At 67.4% G+C, this 21115-nt stretch carries 17 protein-coding genes; 11 read left to right on the top strand and 6 right to left on the bottom strand.

What is annotated here, in order from left to right; translation table 11 throughout:
- The first annotated feature begins 138 nt into the window (after positions 1–138).
- The 5 genes from ACIP5T_RS01090 (at position 139) to ACIP5T_RS01070 (ending at position 6648) form a co-directional block, all read left to right on the top strand.
- Positions 139–1122 carry an ABC transporter permease gene (locus tag ACIP5T_RS01090; protein ID WP_400859889.1) on the top strand — a complete coding sequence of 328 codons (984 nt, stop codon included), beginning with the start codon at positions 139–141 and terminating at the stop codon, positions 1120–1122.
- On the top strand, positions 1122–2039 hold the full coding sequence (locus ACIP5T_RS01085; RefSeq protein ID WP_400859888.1) for an ABC transporter permease: 918 nt from the start codon (positions 1122–1124) through the stop codon (positions 2037–2039). The genes ACIP5T_RS01090 and ACIP5T_RS01085 overlap by 1 nt, the downstream gene beginning before the upstream one ends.
- Positions 2036–3967: an ABC transporter ATP-binding protein gene (locus ACIP5T_RS01080; RefSeq protein WP_400859887.1), complete on the top strand. Its 1932-nt coding sequence runs from the start codon at positions 2036–2038 to the stop codon at positions 3965–3967. Before ACIP5T_RS01085 ends, ACIP5T_RS01080 begins: the two co-directional genes overlap by 4 nt.
- A gap of 117 nt (positions 3968–4084) precedes the next feature.
- Positions 4085–5797, top strand: coding sequence for an ABC transporter family substrate-binding protein (locus ACIP5T_RS01075; protein ID WP_311259339.1), 1713 nt, complete (start codon positions 4085–4087; stop codon positions 5795–5797).
- 83 nt (positions 5798–5880) lie between these two features.
- The gene (locus ACIP5T_RS01070) at positions 5881–6648 is read left to right on the top strand and encodes an alpha/beta fold hydrolase (protein WP_400859884.1); all 768 of its coding nucleotides are present in this window, start codon (positions 5881–5883) and stop codon (positions 6646–6648) included.
- On the opposite strand, the gene ACIP5T_RS01065 is transcribed toward ACIP5T_RS01070, so the two are convergent.
- Positions 6599–7864: an MFS transporter gene (locus ACIP5T_RS01065; protein WP_400859882.1), complete on the bottom strand. Its 1266-nt coding sequence runs from the start codon at positions 7862–7864 to the stop codon at positions 6599–6601. The two genes, ACIP5T_RS01070 and ACIP5T_RS01065, sit on opposite strands and share 50 nt — an antisense overlap.
- Positions 7865–8115: 251 nt before the next feature.
- On the opposite strand from ACIP5T_RS01065, the gene rpsT reads away from it, so the two are divergent.
- A complete protein-coding gene (gene rpsT, locus ACIP5T_RS01060) occupies positions 8116–8376 on the top strand; it encodes a 30S ribosomal protein S20 (protein WP_400784974.1) in 261 nt (86 codons plus the stop codon).
- Positions 8377–8542: 166 nt separating this feature from the next.
- Here the strand turns inward: rpsT and holA are convergent, their stop codons facing one another.
- Both holA and ACIP5T_RS01050 read right to left on the bottom strand, forming a co-directional pair.
- Positions 8543–9580: a DNA polymerase III subunit delta gene (gene holA, locus ACIP5T_RS01055; protein ID WP_400859880.1), complete on the bottom strand. Its 1038-nt coding sequence runs from the start codon at positions 9578–9580 to the stop codon at positions 8543–8545.
- 40 nt (positions 9581–9620) lie between these two features.
- Positions 9621–11912 (bottom strand): ComEC/Rec2 family competence protein, encoded by a 2292-nt coding sequence (locus ACIP5T_RS01050; RefSeq protein WP_400859878.1) that lies wholly within the window; start codon positions 11910–11912, stop codon positions 9621–9623.
- Positions 11913–12299: 387 nt separating this feature from the next.
- On the opposite strand from ACIP5T_RS01050, the gene ACIP5T_RS01045 reads away from it, so the two are divergent.
- Positions 12300–12947: an NAD-dependent epimerase/dehydratase family protein gene (locus ACIP5T_RS01045; protein WP_400859876.1), complete on the top strand. Its 648-nt coding sequence runs from the start codon at positions 12300–12302 to the stop codon at positions 12945–12947.
- A 212-nt stretch (positions 12948–13159) separates the two neighbouring features.
- Positions 13160–13765: an adenylyl-sulfate kinase gene (locus ACIP5T_RS01040; RefSeq protein ID WP_400859874.1), complete on the top strand. Its 606-nt coding sequence runs from the start codon at positions 13160–13162 to the stop codon at positions 13763–13765.
- A gap of 68 nt (positions 13766–13833) precedes the next feature.
- On the opposite strand, the gene ACIP5T_RS01035 is transcribed toward ACIP5T_RS01040, so the two are convergent.
- From ACIP5T_RS01035 to ACIP5T_RS01025, 3 genes are all read right to left on the bottom strand, one after another.
- A complete protein-coding gene (locus ACIP5T_RS01035) occupies positions 13834–14433 on the bottom strand; it encodes a helix-hairpin-helix domain-containing protein (RefSeq protein WP_400859872.1) in 600 nt (199 codons plus the stop codon).
- Between the two features lie 116 nt (positions 14434–14549).
- Positions 14550–17126 (bottom strand): leucine--tRNA ligase, encoded by a 2577-nt coding sequence (gene leuS, locus ACIP5T_RS01030; RefSeq protein WP_400859870.1) that lies wholly within the window; start codon positions 17124–17126, stop codon positions 14550–14552.
- Between the two features lie 33 nt (positions 17127–17159).
- On the bottom strand, positions 17160–18494 hold the full coding sequence (locus tag ACIP5T_RS01025; protein WP_400859868.1) for an anthranilate synthase component I family protein: 1335 nt from the start codon (positions 18492–18494) through the stop codon (positions 17160–17162).
- Positions 18495–18535: 41 nt separating this feature from the next.
- Between ACIP5T_RS01025 and ACIP5T_RS01020 the strand changes: the two genes are divergently transcribed.
- From ACIP5T_RS01020 to ACIP5T_RS01010, 3 genes are read left to right on the top strand one after another with little or no spacing between them, the layout of a single operon-like run.
- On the top strand, positions 18536–19207 hold the full coding sequence (locus tag ACIP5T_RS01020; RefSeq protein ID WP_400859866.1) for a DedA family protein: 672 nt from the start codon (positions 18536–18538) through the stop codon (positions 19205–19207).
- A 4-nt stretch (positions 19208–19211) separates the two neighbouring features.
- Positions 19212–20237 carry an App1 family protein gene (locus ACIP5T_RS01015; protein ID WP_400859863.1) on the top strand — a complete coding sequence of 342 codons (1026 nt, stop codon included), beginning with the start codon at positions 19212–19214 and terminating at the stop codon, positions 20235–20237.
- A gap of 1 nt (position 20238) precedes the next feature.
- Positions 20239–21114, top strand: coding sequence for a 3-methyladenine DNA glycosylase (locus tag ACIP5T_RS01010; RefSeq protein WP_400859862.1), 876 nt, complete (start codon positions 20239–20241; stop codon positions 21112–21114).
- Position 21115: the final 1 nt, after the last annotated feature.

Raw genomic sequence — 21115 nt, 5'->3', positions numbered from 1 at the left:
TGAGCGATAAGACTCCGTCACAGACCACGTGCAGGCGTCGTGTCGCGCAGATCGGCTGATGGTGATTGACTGTCTTCCCGGCTCAGCGTTGCGTCGGCAAAACCCGCGCGCGTCTGTAAAAGAGAAAGAATCATCACCTTGATCAAGTATCTGTTGCGCCGCCTGCTGGGTTGGGTGCTGATGATCGTCATCGCGACGAACATCACCTACTTCCTCGCGTGGCTGTACCTCGACCCCGAGAACAACTACGTCGGACGGCGTCCTCCTCTCTCCCCAGAACAGATCGACGGGCTCCTGCGTCCGCGCAACCTCAGCGAGTCGGTTCCCCTGCTCGAGCGGTGGTGGACCTGGTTCTCCAACATCCTCTTCCACTGGAACTGGGGCCTCAGCCCGACCGGCGAGTCCATCAACGAGCAGGTCGCCTACCGCGTCTGGATCAGTGCGGAGCTCGTCCTCGGTGCGACGATCATCACGACGATCCTCGGCATCGCCCTCGGCGTGTACACCGCCTCGCGGCAGTACAAGCTCGCCGATCGCATCGGTCAGGGCACCAGCATCATCACGATGAACATCCCGACCGTCGTCGCCGGCTTCGCTCTGGTCCTGCTGGCGATCAACTTCAACAACGCGGTCGGCACGACCGTCTTCTACGTCGTGGGTTCGTCCAGTCAGGGGGTGGAGGGCTTCTTCCCCGTCCTCATAGATGTGCTGCAGCATCTGACCCTCCCCACGCTGGCCCTGGTCCTGACGGGGTATGCGGGCATCCACTTCCTGCAGCGCTCGCTGCTGCTCGACAACATCAAGGCCGACTACGTGCGCACGGCGCGGGCGAAGGGGCTGACCAAGCAGCAGGCGATCCGCAAGCACGCGCTGCGGACCTCGCTGATCCCCGTCACGACACAGGTCGCGTTCACGATCCCGGCGGTCTTCACCGGTGCGGTGCTGACGGAGACGATCTTCAACTGGAACGGGATGGGGCGCTACTTCATCCAGACCCTCAACAACAACGACATCCACGGCGTCGTCGCGGTCGCGGCATTCGGCGCCCTGATGACGGCGATCGGCGCGATCCTCGCCGACATCGCCGTGGTCGTCCTCGATCCGAGAGTGCGGGTGAGCTGATGGCTCTGGAAAGCATCGGGGTCTCCCCCGAGATCGCAGACAAGCCGAAGAACCGCAAGCGCACCTCGATGCTGACGCTTTACACGCGTCGCTTCATGCGCAACCGCGGCGCGCTGATCGGCGTCGTCATCCTCGCTCTGCTGGTGGTCTTCGCCATCGTCGGTCCGCTGATCTCGCCGTATTCGCACACCGACCTCGACTTCCTCGCGCTGCGCACGGGCCCGTCGGCCGAGCACTGGTTCGGGACGAACGGATCGGGCAACGACAACTTCGCCCAGGTCGCGGTGGGTCTCCAGCGCTCCATGATGATCGCTGCGCTGGTGGCGATCGGCACCACCGTGGTCTCGGCCATCGTCGGTGCGACCGCCGCATACTTCGGCGGACGCTACGAGCGCGTGATGCTCGCCATCATCCACTTCATGATGGTGGTGCCGAACTTCCTCATCCTCGCGATGATCTCGAACGACGCCGGCGGAAACTGGCTCGTGATCTCGCTCGTGATGATCTTCATCGTCGGCTGGTTCTTCCCCGCGCGGGTCATCTGGACGCTCTCGCTGTCGATCCGCGAACGTGAGTACGTCCACGCCGCCCGCTACGCCGGCCTGTCGGGCATGCGCATCGTCGTCCGCCACATGCTGCCGAACATCGGCTCGCTGCTGGTGATCAACTTCACCCTCGGCGTCGTCTCGGCGGTACTCACCGAGACCGCCCTGTCGTTCCTCGGGTTCGGTGTGAAGCTGCCGGATGTCTCGCTCGGCGCGCTCATCGGCTACGGCTCGAGCACGCTCGTGAGTGCTCCGTGGCTGTTCTACTTCCCCGCGGCGGCGCTGACGCTGCTCACCGTCTCGATGGCTCTCATCGCCGACGGTCTGCGCGACGCCCTCGATCCGACCTCGGCGGCTGGAGGTCGCGCATGAGTACTGTCCTTTCCGTCCGCGACCTCAAGGTCAGCTTCCCGTCCGAAGCGGGTCGCGTCGACGCCGTCCGTGGCGTCTCGTTCGATCTCGAAGCGGGCAAGACGCTCGGCATCGTCGGCGAGTCCGGCTCGGGCAAATCCGTCACCTCGCTCGCGATCATGGGCCTGCTCGACGACAACGCCAAGGTCACCGGCTCGATCATCTACGACGGCCAGGAGCTGCTCGGCAAGTCCGACAAGCAGCTCTCGGTGATCCGCGGCAACGGCATGGCCATGGTCTTCCAAGACCCGCTGACCTCGCTCACCCCGGTCTTCACGATCGGTGACCAGCTGATCGAGGCGTTGACGGTGCATCGTCGACTGTCGAAGAAGGAGGCGTGGGACCGCTCGGTCGAGCTGCTGAAGCTCGTGGGGATCCCCGAGGCCGAACGCCGCATGAAGGCGTTCCCGCACGAGTTCTCGGGCGGCATGCGTCAGCGCGTCGTGATCGCCATCGCGATGGCCAACGACCCGAAGCTGATCATCGCCGACGAGCCGACCACCGCGCTCGACGTCACCATCCAGGCGCAGATCCTCGAGCTCATGGAGAAGGCGCAGGAGGAGACCGGCGCCGCGATGATGATCATCACGCACGACATGGGCGTGGTCGCGAAGACCGCCGACGACGTGCTCGTGATGTATGCGGGCAAGCCCGTCGAGCAGGCGCCCGTGCGCGAGCTCTTCTACCGCACTCGGATGCCCTACTCGATCGGCCTTCTCGGTGCGATCCCCCGCGTCGACAAGACCGAGAAGGTGCCGTTGATCCCGATCAAGGGCAACCCGCCGCTGTTGATCAACCTGCCGGACGCGTGCCCCTTCGCGGCGCGCTGCCCGATCGCGATCGACGCGTGCCGTGAGCGCGAGCCCGACCTGCTGCCCATCACCACGAGCGGCCACTCGGATCACTCCGTGGCGTGCATCCGTGCGAACGACATCGACGACGACGGCAGAATCGGCGGCCTGCCGGTCTTCCCGATCCCCGAGATCCCCGAGAGCTCTCTCGCCAAGGTCCCGCGGGAAGATCGCCCGATCACCCTCGAGGCCGTCAACCTGAACAAGACGTTCCCGCTGATGAAGGGCGCCTTCTTCAAGCGCAAGGTCGGCGAGGTGCGCGCGGTCAAGGGCATCAGCTTCGATATCCGCCAGGGCGAGACCCTCGCGATCGTTGGCGAGTCGGGCAGCGGCAAGACGACGACCCTGTTGCAGATCATGGACCTCGTCACCCAGGAGGACGGCGACATCCGGATCGGCGGCACGAGCGTCGCCGACATCAAGAACCGTTCGGAGGAGCGCAGGATCCGTCGCGACCTCCAGATCGTGTTCCAGGATCCGATGGGGGCGCTCGACCCTCGCATGACGGTGTGGGACATCATCGCGGAGCCGATGCTCGCGATCGGCATGAGCAAGGACGACGTGTTCGACCGCGTCGAAGAGCTCATGGGGCTCGTCGGTCTCGACCCGGCGCACAGCGATCGATTCCCCCAGGCCTTCTCGGGCGGTCAGCGTCAGCGCATCGGCATCGCCCGCGCCCTGTCGACGAACCCCAAGATCGTCGTGCTCGATGAGCCCGTATCGGCGCTCGACGTGTCGATCCAGGCGGGCGTGATCAACCTGCTCGACGAGCTGAAGGCGAAGCTCGGCCTGTCGTACCTGTTCGTCGCCCACGACCTCGCGGTCGTGCGGCACATCGCCGACCGGGTAGCGGTGATGTACAAGGGCTCGTTCGTCGAGCACGGTGACGTGGATCAGGTGTTCGACGATCCGCAGCATCCGTACACGAAGGCGCTGCTCTCGGCGATCCCGATTCCCGACCCCGACATCGAGCGCACGCGCGAGCGGATCATCCTCCCCGTCGAGGGCTTCGACGCCGAGGCGATCGCCGCCAGCTGATCCGCATATCGATGTGCACAGTCCGGTAACGGTTCCGTGTCCCTGGGGTTTAGCCCGCGAGTTGCGGGGTTAGTCTGCCCCTATCCCAAGTAAGGCCGACAGGCACTAAGGAGTACCATGAAACGGCATCAGAAGCTGATGGGCATCGCTGCTCTCGGCGCCGCCTTCGCACTCGTCATGAGCGGGTGTGCACCGGCAGGCAACGGCGGCGGCAACAGCGGCGAAGGCGAAGCTCAGACGGTCGAAGGCGCGGACTACAACCCGCAGCCCCGTGAGAACCTCGCAGAGGGTGGCGAACTCCGCATCCCGATCTCGAACATCGCCGAGCAGCTGAACTACTTCCACAGCGACGGCGACGCTCGCGTCACCCAGGTCGGCACGTGGTTCCGCCCGCAGATCCTGCTCATGGATCCTGACGGCACGGTCAAGAAGAACGACGCGTACCTCGACGACTACTCCTTCGGTGTCGAAGACGGCAAGACCGTCCTGCACTTCAAGGTCAACGAGAAGGCTGTCTGGAACGACGGCACGCCGATCGACGTCACCGCGTTCAAGGCCACCTGGGAAGCCCAGAACGGCGAGAACGAGGAGTACCAGCCGAACGCGACCGACGGCTGGAAGGAGATCGAGTCCGTCGAGGCCGGCGAGAACGACCGCGACGTCATCGTCACCTTCAAGGGCGAGTTCGCCTGGCCCGAGATGGTCTACTCCCAGCTCCTGCACCCGGCGGTCAACACGCCTGAGCTCTTCAACACCGCCTTCCTCGGCGACTGGCACCCGGAGTGGGGCGCTGGCCCCTACACGGTCGAGAACTTCGACAAGACCGGTGGCGTCGTCACGCTCGTTCCGAACGAGAAGTGGTGGGGCAACGCTCCGCTGCTCGACAAGGTCTCCTTCATCCAGATGGAGCCGACCGCTGCGGTCAACGCCCTGCGCAACGGCGAGGTCGACATGGCCGAGACCGGCAGCGCCGAGCTGCTCGCACAGGTCGAAGGCCTCGAAGGCGTCAAGACCTACAAGGGTCAGGCCACCGCGAACGCGATCTTCACGCTGAACTCGACCAACCCGGTGCTGGCCGACCTCGAGGTCCGCAAGGCCGTGTTCGAGGCCATCAGCATCGAGCAGGTCAAGGACATCGTCTTCAACGGTCTGAACTACACCGAGGAGCCCGCCGGGTCCCTCACGCTGTTCTCGTTCCAGCCGAACTACATCAACGCGCTGGAAGAAGCCGGCCGCAAGGACGGCGACACCGAGGGTGCCAACAAGCTCCTCGACGAGGCCGGCTGGGTCGCCGGTGCCGACGGCATCCGTGAGAAGGACGGCGAGCGTCTGTCGCTCGTGTTCCCGAACCACTCCGACACCGAGACCGCTCGTGCCCGCACGCTCGCGGTTCAGGCGCAGCTGAAGGAGGTCGGTGTCGAGGTCGTCATCGACCAGCGCCCGTCGGCGGACTTCGCAGAGGACTACACCACGCAGAACGGTGACATCTTCTTCCTCAACTTCACGTCGTCCGACCCGTTCGGTGCTGCCTGGTTCTGCCAGCTGTACTGCTCGGACAGCGGCCTGAACCTCTCGGGCACCGGCACCGAGGAGATCGACAAGATGATCCACGATGAGCTGGAGACGATCTCCGACCCGGTCGAGCAGACCAAGAAGGCCATGGAGATGGAGTCCGAGATCTTCGCGAAGACCTGGGGCGTCATCCCGGTCCTCAACGGCCCGGAGATCTGGACCGTCAAGGAGGGTCTCGCCAACCTCACGCCCGAGCCCTACGTGGGTCTCGACCTCTTCGGCATCACGCCGGTGGAGAACGTGGGATACGAGAAGTAATCCATTCGGAGCCTGACTCGTCAGGGCTTCGCGGCGGGGTCGGTGGTTCTTCCACCGGCCCCGCCTTTCTCTATGCTGAAGGCGTGAACGTCCAGATCGTCTTCGTGCACGGCATCCGCACGTCTGCGACGATGTGGCGCTCGCAGCTCGCATTCCTCGAGGAACAGGGCATACCCGCGGTCGCTGTCGATCTTCCCGGCCACGGCACGCGGATGGACGAGGACTTCACCCTGCACGAGGCGCTCCACACGATCGACGTCGCCGTGCGCGACGCTGCCGCGCGAGGGCCCGTGCTTCTCGTCGGGCACTCGATGGGCGGTCTGCTGTCGCTCGCCTATGTGGGCGGCGCCGCGGCGCCGAGAGTCGCCGGTCTGGTGGCTGCGTCCTGCACCTCGCTCCCCCGCGGCGCCGGGCTCGCGGCCTATCGCGCCATCGCCCGGGCGGTCGACCGCCTGCCAGACCGCGGGATGTGGATCACCAAGCGCATCCTCGAAGCGACGATCCCCGAGGAGACGCGCTCCGACTTCGCAGCCGGAGGGTATGCGCTCGACACCCAGGACACCGCGCTCCGGGATCTCGCGACCCTCGATCTCGCCACGGCCGTTGCCCGCATCAGCGTGCCGCTGTGGTTCGTGAACGGGCAATGGGATCAGCTGCGGGTCAACGAAGCCCTCTTCCGACGGCTCGCGCCGCACGCCGAGCTGATCGTCGTGCCCCGCACCACGCATCTCGTCACCGCGATGCGTCCGCAGATCTTCAATGCTGTGCTGCGGCTGGCCGTGGCGACCGTCGAGTCGGGAGCTACCGCTGGGGCAGTGGATCTCGAGCAGGCTGCCTCGCGAGAGCGGTGAGCCCGCCGCCGACGAGCGACAGCACGGCGGCGACGATGAACACGAGCCAGAACCCGCCGACCAGCGCCACGAGACCTGCGCCGAGCACAGGACCGATCAGCTGGCCGAGCGCGGCGGTGACGTAGACGATCCCGAGATCACGGGCGTGATCCTTCTCATCGGGCAGGAGATCGGCGGCGAAGGCGAGTCCGACAGTGGAGAACGCACCGTAGCCCAGCCCCATGAGTGCCGCCGCGACCATGGTCGCCTCGAACGTCGGGATGACTGCGATCACGACACCGGAGGCCGCCTGCACGAACGTGGCCAGGATGGTGAGGGCGCGCCTGTTGCCGGTGCGATCGGACAGCACGCCCGTGAACACGGACGCGAGCACCACGAACAGCGTGTAGACGACGATCAGGAGCAGCAGGTTGTCCTGCGCCACCGTCGTCTCCTGGCGCAGCCCGTGGAGCAGGAAGAAGAGGAACAGCGCGGTGCCCAGCGCGTTGCCGATGTTGGTCACGAGCCGGCCGGACAGCATCCAGGCGAAGTCGCGATCGCGCAGCGATGCCAACAGTCGACGATCCCGCCTCGCAGGAGAGGCGTCGACGAGTGTCGGAGGATCGGGCAGCAGCAGCGCCGCGCTGGTTCCCACGATCGCGATGATCGCCGCCAGCAGAAGGTAGCCGTCGCGGATGCCGAGGCCGAGGAGCACCACGAGACCGACCCCCAGGACGATCCCCACCGCTTGGCTGGAGCCCACGGCGGCTGATGCCGCACCACGCTGAGTCGCCGGGAGCTGGTCGGCGATCAGTGCGGTGAAAGCTGCGGAAGACACCGCGACGCCGATCGACACCCCGACCCACGCTCCTCCGACAGCCCAAGGTCCCTCGCTGAAGCCCGTCACGACCAGGAACAGCGCTGTCACGAGCGCGCCGCCCACCGCCCAGGAGCGCCGACGCCGACGCCCGGCGCCCGCTCGGTCCGAGAGGGCACCGGCCACCGGACCCGCGACGATCCCGGCGAGCCCTCCGATACCGAGCACGAGCCCGGATGAGATGACCCCGGGGATCCAGTCCTCCTCGGAGGTGTTCAGCTGCAGCGGGAGGAGCAACTGCACGGGCGTGAGCTGCACCGTCCAGATGGCCAGCCAGGCGAGAGTGAACACGGTCATCCATCGTGGCCCGACCCTGCGCAGGGTCGACACCGGCGAGGCAGGTGGGAGGGCGGGGCTCATGTCGCTCCTTGACGTCGATGTCGCGACACGAGTGTCGGGATACTGATGATTGTGCACCCGCATGCGCCGACGCCGCATCCCGCATCCGCAACCCGCACGAGGGGACGCCGCCACCGTGTAGGGCGAACCGCTCACATGCTGGTAGAGTTGGTTCTTGGCTTGCGTGTGGGTTCTTCCCTCACGACCGCCGAGTGGAAGCCCTCTTCTTCTGCCGGCATTTCCTAACAACTCCGTACAGAAAGCGTCCACACGTGGCAAACATCAAGTCGCAGATCAAGCGCAACAAGACCAACGACAAGGCTCACGAGCGCAACAAGGCCGTGAAGAGCGAGCTGAAGACGCACATCCGCGCGACGCGCGCCGCTGTCGTCTCCGGTGACAAGGCTGCAGCCGAGAAGGCTCTGAAGGCTGCTTCCCGCAAGCTCGACAAGGCCGTCAGCAAGGGTGTCATCCACCAGAACCAGGCTGCGAACCGCAAGTCCTCCATCGCCAAGCAGGTTTCCGCTCTCTGAGTTGATTCCACGCCTGACGGTGTGACAAGAGCCCGTCCCGTTCGCGGGGCGGGCTCTTTCGCGTGTGCTGAGGCCCTCGGCGACACGTCGGGTGCGCGTGACAGCGCACTGTCGACGTGGCGACGAGCGTGATGTCAGTGATGGAGCCGCACGACCGCGGCGGCGCTCACTCGCCGAACGGCTGACGCGTCGCGATGACTGTGAGCATGCGCTCGAGCGCGAAGATCGGATCGCGCGCCGCACCCTTGACCTCGGCATCGGCGCGCGCAGTCGCCTGGATCGCCATGCCGAGCGAGCGCTCGTTCCACCCGGCGAGGTCGCGCCGCGCACGGTCGACCTGCCAGTCCTTCATACCGAGGCGCTGCGCGAGCTGACGGCTCGGCTCACGGTTTCCGGCGACGCGCGCCATGGTGCGCAGCTTCATCGCGAACGCGGCGACCATCGGCACCGGATCGGCACCGGATGCGAGCGCATGCCGCAGTGCGACCAGGGCCTCGCCGTAGCGGCCGGCGATCGCCGTGTCGGCGACGACGAACGCCGACACCTCGACGCGCCCGCCGTAGTACTTCGTGACGACGTCTTCGGTGATGTCGCCCTCGACATCGGCGATCAGCTGCTGGCATGCCGCGGCAAGCTCGGTGAGGTCATCGGCGAACGCCGAGACCAGCGCACGCAGCGCGGGCGGTGCGATCCGCTTCTTCGCCGCCTTGAACTCGCCTGCCGCGAAGTCGACGCGATCTCCGTCACGCTTGATCGCCGGGCACGGGATCTCGATGCCGTCGCCAGTGCCTGCGCGCAGAGCGTCGAGCAGCTTCTTTCCGCGCACGCTCGCCCCGGTGTGCCGCAGGACGACCGTCGCGCCTTCCTGGGGATGTTCCAGGTACGAGACCGCCTCCTGCAGGAAGGCGTCCGAACACTTCTCGACACCCGACACCCGCACGAGGCGCGGTTCGCCGAACAGCGACGGCGACGTGAGCGAGAGCAGGGTGCCTGGCGCATAGTCGTCAGCCCGGACGTCGGTCACCTCGAGCGCGGGGTCTTCGGTGCGGAGATAGTCGCGGACCCCGGCGATCGCACGCTCTGCGCAGACCTCTTCGGGGCCGAACACGAGCACCACGGGGGCGGGTCGAGGATCGCGCCACGACACCTGCGCGATCTTGGCTGCCTTGGTCCCGCCGCGGGAGGGGGTACGAGAAGCAGCCATGCCTCAAGACTACCGGGGGCCGCAGACGTCGCCCTCGTCGTCACGGCGGCTGTCTCTCTGTCCACAGCTGCAGCTCGCCGTCACGGATGCCCACCAGCAGCCGTCCCTCTTGATCGGTTCTCAGCACCGCGGCCCCGGCAGACGCGAGCGCTGCGAGCGTCTCGGCCCGAGGGTGCCCGTAGTCGTTGTCGACGCCGGCACTGAACAGCGCGACAGCGGGGTGAAGGTCTTGGTACAGCTGCAGGTCCTGGTCGGCGCTGCCATGATGCGCCACCTTGACCACGGCGTAGCTGCCTCGAAGATGCGCGGTGCGCATCAGCATGCGCTGCGCCTCCGCCGACAGATCGCCCAGGAAGAGTGCCCGCGGCACCCCGCCTCCTTCGATCTCGAGCACCACGCTCTGGTCGTTGCCCGGCGGGAACACTTCGGATCCGCGCTGCGGCCACAGCACTTGCCATGAGGATGCGCCCAGCTCGCCCTGCATCCCCGCTCCGGCGAGGGTGGCCGTCGCGCCGCCGTCGGTCAGGCGCTGCAGCATCCGCTCGTCAGCGGTCTCCCCCGGCGGCCCATGCAGCACTGCCCCGATTCTCCCCTGTACGGCCTCGACGCCGCCCACGTGATCGAGGTCGAAGTGCGTGAGAACGAGGAGGTCGATGTGCTCGACTCCGAGACTGCGCAGGCAGGCGGCGAGGGGCTCGGGCTCCGGGCCCGTGTCGATCAGCGCGATCCGGCTGTCGGATCTGACGAGCAGCGCGTCTCCTTGACCCACGTCGCAGGCGGCGACCGACCAGTCATCCGGGCTGGTCGCGCTCGCGAGTGGCCCGTTGAGGACGACGTGGGCGCCGCCCAGTGCGAGCATCACTGCGAGAACGGATGCTGCAGCCCCTCTGATGACCGGGATCGTGCGGCACCCGTCGGTCAGAACCACTGCGGCCGCCGCGCTCACGATGCCGACGAGCGCCGCGCTTGCGACGCCGGGAGCCACCGCGACCTGGGCGAACGGAAGTCGAGCGGTGATGGTTGCGGTGTGAGCGATCCAGGCGGCCGGCAACCACGCGGAGGCCGCCAAGAGGTCTGCGAGCACTGGCACCGGAGCCGCGAGGCACGCGAGGAGACCGATGATCGTGGCGATCGGCGCCGCAGGTGCGGCCAACAGGTTCGCCGCGAGACCGACGAGCGACTGCTGCTCGGCGAACAGGGCGATGACGGGACCGCACACCAACTGCGCTGCCGTAGGCACGGCGATCGCGAGAGCGAGAGGCTGCGGCATCCATCGTGCGAGTCCGCGGGTGAGCGACGGCGAGAGCATGATCAGCGCCCCGGATGCGGCGACCGACAGCGCGAATCCTGCGGTGGACGCCAGCCACGGGTCGGCGATGAGGATGCCACTCGCGCTGAGCGCGAGCATTCCGGCCCCGGCGCTCGGTCGGCCGAGCAGCAGCGACAGCATCGCGACACCGGCCATGACCGCAGCCCTGATCACGCTGGGTTCCGGTGTGACCAGCACGACGAATCCCGCGAGGGCGACCGCCGCCGCGATGATACGAGTCACTCGTCCGGCCCCGCACAATGCGGCCAGCCAGAAGACGGCACCGACGACGATGGCGCAGTTCGCCCCGCTGACGGCGGTCAGGTGGCTGAGTCCGCTGGTGCGCATGTCGTCGTTCAGCTCGGTCGACACCGCGCGGGTGTCCCCCACCGCGAGCCCCGGGAGAAGACCCGCTCCGGGTTCGGGGAGATGCGTGGACCGCTCGATGAAGGCGCTGCGCAGGCCAGCGGCAACAGCGAACACCCCCGATGCCGGCACTTCAACCGATGCGGCGCTCACGAACACGACGAGCGCAGACCTCTCCCCCGGATCCGTCGCCGCTGCCTCGCCCTTCACTCTGACTGTGGCACCGAGATCGAATCCGTCGGCCGGATCGATGCCGACTCGCACCGGGGCGGATGCCGCGCGCACCGACCCCGGTGATCCGATGCCCGTGAGCTGCACCTCCATCCACAGCCGCCCGTCGCGACCGACCGACGCCGACGATGTGATCTCCCCCGTCGCCTCGACCACACGCCCATCCCAGGAGGCCGCGCTGTCGCGAGCCGGCGATGCAGCCATGACCGTGATCGAGACAGCGGCGATCGCGGCGAGCATCACGAGCACCAGCCCGGCCACGGACGCGGAACCCGAAGAATGCCGCAGCATCCACACCAGCGATCCCACCGCCCCGAGCGCGCCTGCGAGCACACACCACCCTGCGGCTGGAGGTACGAACACGCAGACGAGAGCGACCACCCACACAGCCCCGGCGATCGGCAGCAGCCGAAGATCGCGCCTCATACCGGCGCGCCGTAGAGCGCCCGAGCGCGCGCGTCGCTCCTCATCGTCGGCCAGTGCATCAGGTCAACCTAGGTGCGTGCGACCGTCCCGCAGCGCACCCGCCACCAGGTGAGTGGAGAACCTATCAATACCTGTGCGGCGTGCAGGAGCCGCGGATGCGAAGCCGCGAGGCACTGCTTCACCCGACGGTGCTCGTGGCGCAGAGGCCCAGCGACTGCTGGGTATCGCGAAGTGTTGCCATACGTTCGCGCCCGGTTTCCGGGAATCTCGAGGAGTTCGGGCGCTCCCCTGCTCTCGACGAATGGGGCATCGAATCAGGCCCCCGGCAGTTGAGCTCATCCGGGCCCGGCCAAGTCGGACGATTACCTCGCCCTGTACGATCGCACGATGGCAGAGATCGCTGGAACCCGCTGGGTCATCACAGGAGCGGCCGGGAACATCGGTTCGCCACTCCGCTCCGCATTACTCGATCGGGAGGCGGTGCTCATCTCCACCGACATCCGAACAATGACTCCGCTCGGACCGCAGGAGTCCGTCGTCCGGACGGACCTTGCCGACCTGGATGCGCTGGTCGAGCTCTTCTCCGGTGCGGACGGTGTGATCCACCTCGGCGGGATACCCGACGAGGCCGACTTCCACGACCTGGCCGAGGTGAACATCGTCGGGACTTATCACGTCCTCGAGGCCGCGCGGCGGGCCGGTGTCCCCCGAGTCGTCTACGCGAGCAGCAACCGGTTGACAGGCCTGTACGCCTCTGACCGTCACGTGACGCCGGACATGCCGCCCCGCCCGGACGGGTTCTACGGCGTGTCCAAAGTCGCCGGGGAAGCGCTGTGTCGGCTGTATGCGGACAAGTTCGGCATCAGCACCATCTCGCTCCGCATCGGCAGCTACGAGCCGCGACCGGGGTCTGCCCGGGAGCAGCGGACGTGGCTCAGCCCCGCCGACGCCGTGCGCGCGTTCACTGCGGCGATGACCACCACCGAACACACGGCTGTGTTCTATGCCGTGTCCGCGAACACCGGCGGATGGTAGGATCTCGACACCGGGTCGACGGTCGGGTTCGCACCCCGAGACGACGCCGCTCGATGGGGTGAGGTCGAGCCGATCGACGCCGAAGTCCCCCAGGGCGGGGTCTACGCGACCCCGGCATATTCGACCGATCGGATGCGACGGTAACGCGTGCCGGACAGAGAACCGGGTTTCGAACCCGTGCGCCAGCCGTTCCCCATAGCCATCCCCGTGACTTGCCCGAGTACCGCGCTGACGGAGTCGACGCGTTGACCGATCCTCACGTCGCCAGTCCGCTCGCGCTGGTCATCGTCGCCGGGCCGCAAGCCTCCGGCAAGAGCACGTTGGCCGCAGCCCTGAGTGCGGACCTGCGGCAGCGGGGCGAACGTGTCGCGCTGGTCGAACTCGATCGGATCGCGGAGATGGCTCAACCTACCCTTCCGAGTTGGGAGGCAGCGCACCGCGTCTTCGAAGTGACCACCGGGCTGTGGGCGAGAACGGAACTGACGTGCGTCGTCGCCGAGGGGTCCGGCTCGGAAGACGAGGTGTCGCGACTCCGTAGCCAAGCTCCGTCCAGCGCAGTGGTCGTCACGGTCGCGACCACCACGACATTCGAGATCGCATTCGCTCGAGCTCAATCGGACCCGTCGAGAGGGATTTCGAGGGAGCATGATTTTCTCAGCAGGATCTACCGGAGCTGGCCCGAAGAGTCTCTCTGCATGAATCCGGACGTCGCGATCGACACCAGCATCCATTCGACCGTGGAGGGGTCTCGGCGCGTGCGGGCCGCGATAGAAGAGGCACGACGCGGTGGAGCCGACTGGCGTCGCAGACTCGGGTGAGGTCGCGAGGGTGCATCACTCCGCCGCGACGGATTGGCCGGCGATCGGCGACAGCCGCAGATCGGCCTTCACACCCGCACACCGTCGCGGATGCCCGCGAGCAGCTTCTCGCCGATACCGGGCACGGACAGCAGATCGTCGACGGACGTGAACCGGCCGTTCTCCTCCCGCCAGGAGATGATCCGCTCAGCGAGCGCCGGGCCGATTCGCGCGAGGGTCTCGAGTGCTGCCTGGTCCGCGGTGTTCAGGTCGATGAGATCATCCGCGGGCGCGACAGCTCCCGGACCGCCCGCTGCGGCGCCGAAGGCAGGCACGATGATCTGCTCTCCGTCCGTCAGCACTCGCGCGAGATTGATCGCCGTGAGGTCAGCCTCATCGGTCGTCCCGCCGGCTGCGGCGACGGCGTCGACCAGGCGCGAGTCGAGGTCGAGGACGTAGAGCCCGGGACTCGCGACAGCGCCGAGCACATGGACGTACAGCTCGCCTGACGGCCCCGCAGAAGCACCACCAGCAGCGGGCAGCGGCACGGAGTCAGTCGGAGCGGCCTGTTCACGCATCAGCCCGAGTCCGACCGCCCCTGAGAGCACGACGAGAGCGAGCACGATCGCCGCGCCGATCCCCAGCCTCAGCCGTCGTGGAGGCGCGGACACAGGCGGGGCTTCAGGCATCCCGCAACGCTAGACCGCGCAAGGAGACGGCGGAGACAGCCGACCGCCCGTCGGGGAGAAACCCCGCGGGCGGCCGGATGTGCAGAGCGGATGCGTCGCCGAGACGACGCGAGGGATCAGCCCTTGACGACGATGCTCACGATCTTCGGTGCGCGTACGACGACCTTGATGATCTCCCGGTCGCCGATCGAGCGGATGACGCGCTCGTCGGCGCGAGCCAGCGCCTCGAGCTCGGCCTCGCCGATGCGCGCCGGAACCTCGAGCTGCGCGCGGACCTTGCCGCCCACCTGCACCACGGCGGTCACCGTGTCTTCGACGAGCAGAGCCGGATCGGCGGAGCGCCACGTGACGAGTCCGACGGAGGGCTCGTGGCCGAGGATCTCCCACATCTCTTCGGCAGTGTGCGGCGCGATCAGATCGAGCATCACTGCAACCGTCTCGGCGGCCTCGCGCACAGCCGGATCACCGGCACCCGCAGCTCCATCGATCGTCTTGCGGGTGATGTTGACCAGCTCCATCAGACGCGCGACCAGGACGTTGAACTTCGTCTGCTCGACGAGGGACGGAGCATCGGCGAGCAGCTTGTGCGTCGCGCGGCGCAGCGCCGAATCGCCTCCGGCGAAGACCACGTCCACCGGGGACGACACCTCGCGGGCCACCCGCAGCGCACGCGCCAGGAACTTCTGGGCGCCGGTCGTCGAGACGTCCGCCCAGTCCTTGTCGTCTTCCACCGGGCCTGCGAACGCGAGGCCCACACGCAGAGCGTCGGCACCGTACGCGTCGAGCTCCTCTTCGAACAGCACCAGGTTTCCCTTGCTCTTCGACATCTTCGCGCCGTCGAGCAGCACCATGCCCTGGTTGATCAGGTTCGAGAACGGCTCGGTGAAGTCGATCAGCCCCATGTCGAACAGCACCTTGGTGATGAATCGCGCATAGAGCAGGTGCAGGATCGCGTGCTCGACGCCGCCGATGTATGAGTCGACCGGCGACCAGCGTGCTGCCTGGGCCGGATCGAAGGCCACGGTGTCGCTGTTCGGCGAGAGGAAGCGCAGGAAGTACCACGAGCTGTCGACGAACGTGTCCATCGTGTCGGGGTCGCGCAGCACCGGGTCGCCGCTGGCGGCATCCACCGTGCGCACCCAGCTCTCCGCCGCGCCGAGGGGCGAGGACCCCTTGGGCTTCAGGTCGAGTCCCTCGACGCTGGGCAGCTTCACCGGCAGCTGGTCTTCGGGCACGGGGATGATCCGGCCGTCCTCGGCGTGCAGCATCGGGATCGGCGTACCCCAGAAGCGCTGACGCGAGATCAGCCAGTCACGCAGCCGGTAGTTCTTCGCAGCCCGACCGGTGCCCGAGGCTTCGAGCTGCTCGATCGCGCGGGCGATCGCGTTGCGCTTCGACAGACCGTTGAGGGGCCCGGAGTTGATCATCCGTCCCTCGCCGGTCAGAGCGATGCCCGTAGAGGCGGGGTTCTGCTCGTCGAGTGCTGCGCCGGTATCGATCGGCACTCCCTCTTCGTCCACCTCGATGACGGGCATGGCGCCGGTGATCGGCGCCGTCGTGTCGACGACGACCTTGACCGGCAGGTCGAAGGCACGCGCGAAGTCGAGGTCGCGCTGGTCGTGCGCAGGCACGGCCATGACCGCTCCGTGCCCGTAGTCGGCCAGCACGTAGTCGGCTGCCCAGACCGGCAGCTTCTCGCCGCTGACCGGGTTGATCGCGTAGCGCTCGAGGAAGACGCCGGTCTTCGGGCGATCCGTCGCCTGACGGTCGACATCCGTGGTCTTCTGCACATCGGACAGGTACTTCTGGAAGCGCTCGCGCACCTCGACAGGAGCATCCGCAGCCAGCTCCGATGCCAAGTCGGAGTCGGGCGCCACCACGAAGAAGGTCGCCCCGTGCAGCGTGTCCGGACGCGTCGAGAACACGGTGACCGGCTCCTCGCGCCCCTCGATGCGGAAGTCGACGTCTGCGCCGATGGAGCGGCCGATCCAGTTGCGCTGCATCTGCAGCACCTTGTGCGGCCAGAATCCCTCGAGCTGGTTCAGGTCATCGAGCAGACGGTCGGCGTAGTCCGTGATCTTGAAATACCACTGGGTCAGCTTCTTCTTGATGACCTCTGCTCCGCAGCGGTCGCAGCGCCCGTCGACGACCTGCTCGTTCGCGAGCACGGTCTGGTCGTTGGGGCACCAGTTCACGGCGCTCTTCTTGCGGTAGGCCAGACCGCGCTCGTGCAGCTTCAGGAACAGCCACTGGTTCCAGCGGTAGTACTCGGGGTCGGACGTGTGCAGCACCCGGCTCCAGTCGAAGGACACTCCGTAGTTCTGGAACGCCTGCTTCTGCTGCGCGATGTTCTGGTAAGTCCACTCGCGCGGATCGGCACCCTGACGGATCGCGGCGTTCTCGGCGGGCAGTCCGAACGAGTCCCAGCCGATCGGGTTGAGCACGTTGTGCCCGCGGTGGCGCCAGAACCGGGCGACGATGTCGGAGTACAGGTAGTTCTCGGCGTGCCCCATGTGCAGGTCGCCGGAGGGATACGGGAACATCGCCAGCACGTAACGGCGAGGCCGCTTGTCGTCGTCGCCGCCGGTGAGGAACGTCTCGTTCTCCGCCCAGTACTTCTGCCACTTGGCCTGGATAGCGTGCGCCGAGGAGGTCTCCTCGTCGACGGGAGAGGTGGACAGGTTCTCAGACAACGAACGCACGACCAATCTGAAGGGAAAAGGGGATCAGTTCAGGATATCGGAAGCCCAGGCCGCGGGCATTTCCGCTCCCAGCGCCGCGAGAGGTGCCCGCGCCTTCGTCGCGACCTCTGCGACCTCCGATTCGGCGACCGACCGCCACGTGATTCCACCGCCGGCCCCGACGACCGCATGCGCACCGTCGATGACGATGCTGCGGATGACCATCGCGAGGTCGAGCGAACCGTCGTCGCCGATGTATCCGAAGCATCCAGCGTAGACGCCCCGAGGAGCGCCCTCCAGGTCGTGCAGACGGGTCATCGCGGAGAGCTTCGGCGCTCCGGTCATGCTGCCGGCAGGAAAGGACGCGTCCAGGAGGGCGGTCGCCGTGGTGCCCGCGGCCGCCGTGCCGCTGATCGTGCTGACGAGCTGATGCACGGCCGGATAGGTCTCGACGGCCCATAGCGCGTCGACACGGATCGACCCCGGTTCGCAGACCCTCGACAGGTCGTTGCGCATCAGGTCGACGATCATGACGTTCTCGGCACGCTCCTTCACGTCGGCGGCGAGCTCGGAGGCGAGCTCGGCATCGCGAGCGGCATCCGTGCCGCGCGGTCGCGTCCCCTTGATCGGGCGGGTGCGGATGACGCCGCCTTCCGCATGGAGGAACTGCTCGGGACTCGCGCTGAGCAGTGAGCGGCCGGCGATGCGGATGAAGCCACCGTGATGCGCCGGGGTGGCCGCTCGGAGTCGTCGATACACCGCGACGCCGTCGTGCACCCCGGGGACGGTGAAACGAGTGGTCAGGCACAGCTGGTAGGCGATCCCCGCGCGGATGAGCTCGCGGCAGCGCTCGATGAGTGCTGCGTACTCGGTCGGAGTGTGACGCGACACGACGCGCCTCGATCCGGCCTCGTTCGCGGCCGGATCGTCGTACGGCGCCGTCGTCGCCGCGACGCGCGTCACGAACACGTTCCACTCGTCGAGGTCTGCCTCGACCGCCGCCACCCAGACGACGCCGGTCGTGTGATCGAACGCGGCCAGTCGGGAGATGCGCAACCAGGCCCCGCCTGGCACGTCGGCAGCATCCGACACGGGAGCACCTGCTGCTCGTGCCCCGCTCTCGTAGTCGTACCAGCCGACCCATCCTCCCCGCAGCGGCGGACCCGCGTCGGCGGCGGCTGGATCGAGAGTGGGAGCGTCGAGCCGGACTTCGCCGGGGAGAGATGACGGAGCGCCGGTCCCGATGAAGCTCCACCCCTCTGGCGCGTCGGCGCCGGCGTCGAGCCAGAACACGTCGGCGCACTCGCGCTCGAGCGCGAGGAAGAGCGCTTCGGGCACCACTCGGTCGCGGAGGACGCGGGCGCTCAGAGGTTCGGGCACGTTCTCAGCCTAGGCCGCGACCAGTCCCGTATTCTCAAGGGGTGGACGAGTTCGTGCCGTGGCTGATCGACTTCATGCGGTCCATCGACCCGGTCGCCCGCACGCTCGTCGCGGGGCTAGCCGTGATGCTCGAGACCAGCGTGCTGATCGGCCTCGTGTTCCCCGGCGACACAGTGGTGCTCGTCGCATCCATCGGCATCACCAGCGTCCCCCAGGCCGTGGCGATGGTCGTCTCCGTCGTCGTCGGTGCGTTGATCGGCGAGAGCATCGGCTTCTGGCTCGGGCGATGGATCGGTCCGCACATCCGCGCATCCTGGGTCGGACGTCGGGTCGGCGAGGAGAACTGGGTGCGAGCCGAGCGCTATCTCGCCCGCCGCGGTGGCATCGCCATCTTCCTGTCGCGCTTCCTGCCCGTGCTGCACTCTCTCGTGCCCCTGACAGTGGGCATGAGCCACTACTCGTACCGCCGGTTCCTCGCGTGGACGGCGCCCGCCTGTCTGCTGTGGGCGACGGCCTACGTGAGCATCACGTCTCTCGCCGCCGGCAGTTTCGACGAGCTCGCCGATCGAGTGCATTACGCGGGATACATCTTCGTCGGCATCATCGCTCTGTTCCTCGTCGCCGTATTCGTCGGCAAAAAGGTGATCTCGCGCCTCGAGTCGCGTCATCTCGACATCTCCGACACGAAGGACTCGACCGACGTGAAAGACTGAAGCAATGGCTTCGTCACCCCCGGCGCCCCGGATCCACTGGTTCGCGCGCCTAGAACACCGCCTCCACGTGTGGCGCGAGGGACGAGCGCGCCGTCGCGGTCGAACCGCGACCATCCTCCCGTTCCCCGGCTACGGCGGCCCGGGGTGGGTGCGTGTCGTCGGACGCGTGCTCATCGTCCCGCCCGCACGGAGCACGAAAGACGGTGAGCCGGCCAGCGTCCGCGGCTGGCGGAGCTTCGTCGGCATCCCGGTGAGCTTCGCCAAGGTCGCCGTGCAGATCGGCGATTCGACGCACTACGTCGTCGCCGACCGGGGAGGCGTGATCGACTCTGTCGTGCACACCGATCTCGAGCCGGGGTGGCAGACGTTCACGTTCTCCGTCGAGGGCCAGGATCCCGTCGAGACGACCGCGTTCATCGTGGCCGAGTCGACGCACTTCGGCGTGGTGTCCGACGTCGATGACACGGTGATGGTCACGGCTCTCCCCCGTCCGTTCATCGCCGCCTGGAACTCGTTCGTCGTCGACGAGCACGCGCGCATCCCCGTGCCGGGCATGGCCGTGCTTCTTGACCAGGTGCTCCGCGAGTACCCTGGTGCGCCGATGGTCTACCTCTCGACCGGCGCCTGGAACGTCGCCCCCACGCTTCGGCGATTCCTCGGACGGCACCTGTTCCCGGCAGGCTCGATGCTCCTCACCGACTGGGGCCCCACGCACGACCGATGGTTCCGCAGCGGACGAGAGCACAAGCTCACCAATCTTCGTCGGCTGGCAACGGAGTTCCCGCACGTGAAGTGGCTGCTTATCGGCGATGACGGTCAGCACGACGAGTCGATCTATTCCGAGTTCATGGACGAGCACCCCGCCTCCGTCGCCGGTGTCGCCATCCGACGACTGCTGCCGGCCGAGGCGGTGCTCGCCGGTGGGCGCGCCGGTCACGAGCCGCATGCGGAAGGCGTCGCTCCCTGGGTCAGCGCCGAGGACGGCGCGGGACTCCGTGACCTGCTCGGCAAAGCCGGCATCCTCGACTGACATGACCACGTCGCTTCCGCGGACCGACTGGCTGGAGCGCGAGCGAGCGCACCAGGCGAGGGCGGATGCGCTCACGGCAGCGCACCGGGAGCGCGCGGCCCGAGGTGAGAAGCACCCGGTGTGGGACTTCCTCTTCACCTACTACAGCTACAAGCCCGCCCAGCTGCGCCGCTGGCACCCGGGTGCCGCGATCGAGTTGGAGCACGCCTCCGAGCGGCTGACATGGCGCTGGTACTCCCCCGGCGGAACCGAAGGCAGTGTGACGCCCGATGCCGCGAGGTTCGCGCATGAGAAGGCAGACCTCGCCGGTCTGATCGAACGGATGCTGCGCCGCACCGCCTCGCGCCCAGGCCAATTCGGCTGCTTCGGACTGCACGAGTGGGCGATGGTCTACCGAGCAGATGAGCACAGACACCCGGTGCCCTTGCGTCTCGGCCAGGCGGGCACCGACCTGGTCGTCGAGAGCCATGACCTCAGGTGCACGCACTTCGACGCCTTCCGGTTCTTCACCCCCGCGGCAGTGCCCCGCAACCGCACGGAGCTCACCCGTGACGACCAGCCTCTGTTCGAGCAGCCCGGCTGTCTGCATGCCGGCATGGACCTGTACAAGTGGGCGGTCAAGCTCGGCCCCCTCGTGCCGGGCGAGCTGCTGCTCGACGCGTTCGAGCTCGCCAGGGACATCCGTCTTCTCGACATGCAGGCCGCGCCGTATGATCTGGCACCGTGGGACATCGTCCCCGTTCCGATCGAGACGGTCGAGGGCAAGGCGGAGTACGTGCGACAGCAGCGCGTCTTCGCTGAGCGCGGCACTCGTCTTCGCAGCGAGCTTCTGCACGCCTGGCTCGGCTCGGTCGAGCCCGCCGCGATCGCTGGCTGAC

The organism is Microbacterium sp. NPDC088619, from assembly GCF_044752825.1.
In the GTDB taxonomy this organism is placed as follows: Bacteria; Actinomycetota; Actinomycetes; order Actinomycetales; family Microbacteriaceae; genus Microbacterium.
Note: the sequence above shows the minus strand (reverse complement) of the source record. Positions and strands in the feature narration are given on the sequence as shown.

Excerpts from the sequence above, each read along its gene's own strand:
- ACIP5T_RS01085 (WP_400859888.1), top strand. The coding sequence starts at position 1,122 with ATGGCTCTGGAAAGCATCGGGGTCTCCCCCGAGATCGCAGACAAGCCG.
- ACIP5T_RS01080 (WP_400859887.1), top strand. The coding sequence starts at position 2,036 with ATGAGTACTGTCCTTTCCGTCCGCGACCTCAAGGTCAGCTTCCCGTCC.
- ACIP5T_RS01075 (WP_311259339.1), top strand. The coding sequence starts at position 4,085 with ATGAAACGGCATCAGAAGCTGATGGGCATCGCTGCTCTCGGCGCCGCC.
- ACIP5T_RS01065 (WP_400859882.1), bottom strand. The coding sequence starts at position 7,864 with ATGAGCCCCGCCCTCCCACCTGCCTCGCCGGTGTCGACCCTGCGCAGG.
- holA (WP_400859880.1), bottom strand. The coding sequence starts at position 9,580 with ATGGCTGCTTCTCGTACCCCCTCCCGCGGCGGGACCAAGGCAGCCAAG.
- ACIP5T_RS01050 (WP_400859878.1), bottom strand. The coding sequence starts at position 11,912 with ATGAGGCGCGATCTTCGGCTGCTGCCGATCGCCGGGGCTGTGTGGGTG.
- ACIP5T_RS01045 (WP_400859876.1), top strand. The coding sequence starts at position 12,300 with ATGGCAGAGATCGCTGGAACCCGCTGGGTCATCACAGGAGCGGCCGGG.
- ACIP5T_RS01035 (WP_400859872.1), bottom strand. The coding sequence starts at position 14,433 with ATGCCTGAAGCCCCGCCTGTGTCCGCGCCTCCACGACGGCTGAGGCTG.
- ACIP5T_RS01015 (WP_400859863.1), top strand. The coding sequence starts at position 19,212 with ATGGCTTCGTCACCCCCGGCGCCCCGGATCCACTGGTTCGCGCGCCTA.
- ACIP5T_RS01010 (WP_400859862.1), top strand. The coding sequence starts at position 20,239 with ATGACCACGTCGCTTCCGCGGACCGACTGGCTGGAGCGCGAGCGAGCG.